The organism is Helicobacter sp. MIT 05-5294 (genome assembly GCF_000765675.1).
GTDB lineage: Bacteria > Campylobacterota > Campylobacteria > Campylobacterales > Helicobacteraceae > Helicobacter_D.
In genome coordinates, this window is the sequence record NZ_JRPA02000063.1 from 1 (window position 1) to 1,372 (window position 1,372).

Annotated in this window: 1 pseudogene; it reads right to left on the reverse strand. The window is 28.4% G+C overall.

The features are described from left to right. Nucleotides 1-567 precede the first annotated feature (567 nt). Nucleotides 568-1,372: pseudogene (locus LS69_RS10660) on the reverse strand (hypothetical protein); the annotation flags it as partial.

Below are 1,372 nucleotides of genomic sequence, written 5' to 3' on the forward strand. Positions count from 1 at the left end.
TATTTGAATCTTTTGTGCTTTGGTATTATTAGCCTCATCATTATCTTTAAAGGGAATAAAAGAAAGAAAGAGAAGTTTAGTATCTTGTAAGTTAATATTTGTAAGTTTAATACTAAAGTTTCCATTGTTGTTATAAGTCTCTTGGAGTTTTGTTTTAGCTATCTTTCGAGATTGTTTTACTTGAAAATCCTTAACATTTTTCTACATAATCGCCATATTATCAATAAGCAGAAACTATTGAAAATAAATACGCTCAAATAGGCGTATATTAATGGAATATACCTTGTTTTAATTCTAAAATCAGAAAATATAGAAAATCCAACAACCAAGAAAATAATATAACCGATGCTAAGAAATATTATCTTCTTCTTGCTTATTTTTTCTATATAAAAAAGCGGGTAATTTATAAAAAATAACATAATGCAATTTGTGTATGCAAAAATTTCAGCGTCAAACACCCTCACCTTAAATTGTATGATGCCTATTATAATAAAGAGCCATAGCACCAACAAAGAAAACAAATAATTCCAAAATAAACTCATGATGATTAATATAATTTTTACAATATTACTCATGGATAATTCTTCCTTGAGAATCTAATCGCAACAATGAAGCTTTAATATTATTATTTTTTATTCCAGCATCGTCAATATCAAAATTTTTTTCAGCCCAATTTACTCCTCTTAGAATCATAGCGTTATCATAAGAATTTGAATCATCATAACCGATAAAAGGCAATCCATTTCCATATTCATACCCTTTTTGAATTACAATTTTTCTGCTCAAATCTTTACTTTTGGTATCACTTAATTTTTTTCTGTAAATATCAATCGCATAAGGAATCTGTCCCACAGCATCAGCCCAATAAGGAATCCCCTCCATTGAAACAAGGATATAGCCTTTAGCTCCGTTTTCTACCGCTTTCCAATTACCATTTCCATATGGATTATATTGAAAAGAATATCTGTCTATTAAGGCAAACTCCACAATTTCTCTCCAAGTAAAATATAATACTCCTAGTTTCTCACATTTCTCTTTGTCTTTTAGTTTTGGATTAACATCTAAAAGTTTATGGTATTTCTCTGCGCTTGTTTCAAACCATTGAATCCCTTCATAATTATACAAATCTTTAACTTCTAAAATATCTTTTTGAATCTCTTTATTCTCTATGGTAAATAAATATTCACCTTTACTATTTGTGATTTTAATACTTTTCTTCCCAACTACTTCAATTTCGTTTAAATCTTCCTCATCTCTCCACCCCCTAACCACTTCATTCTCTTTAAAATCTTCAATAATTGGAATCTTAAATTGTTTAGTGATAGATTGTTTCTCTAAATCCTTAGATTCTATTTGAATCTTTTGTGCTTTG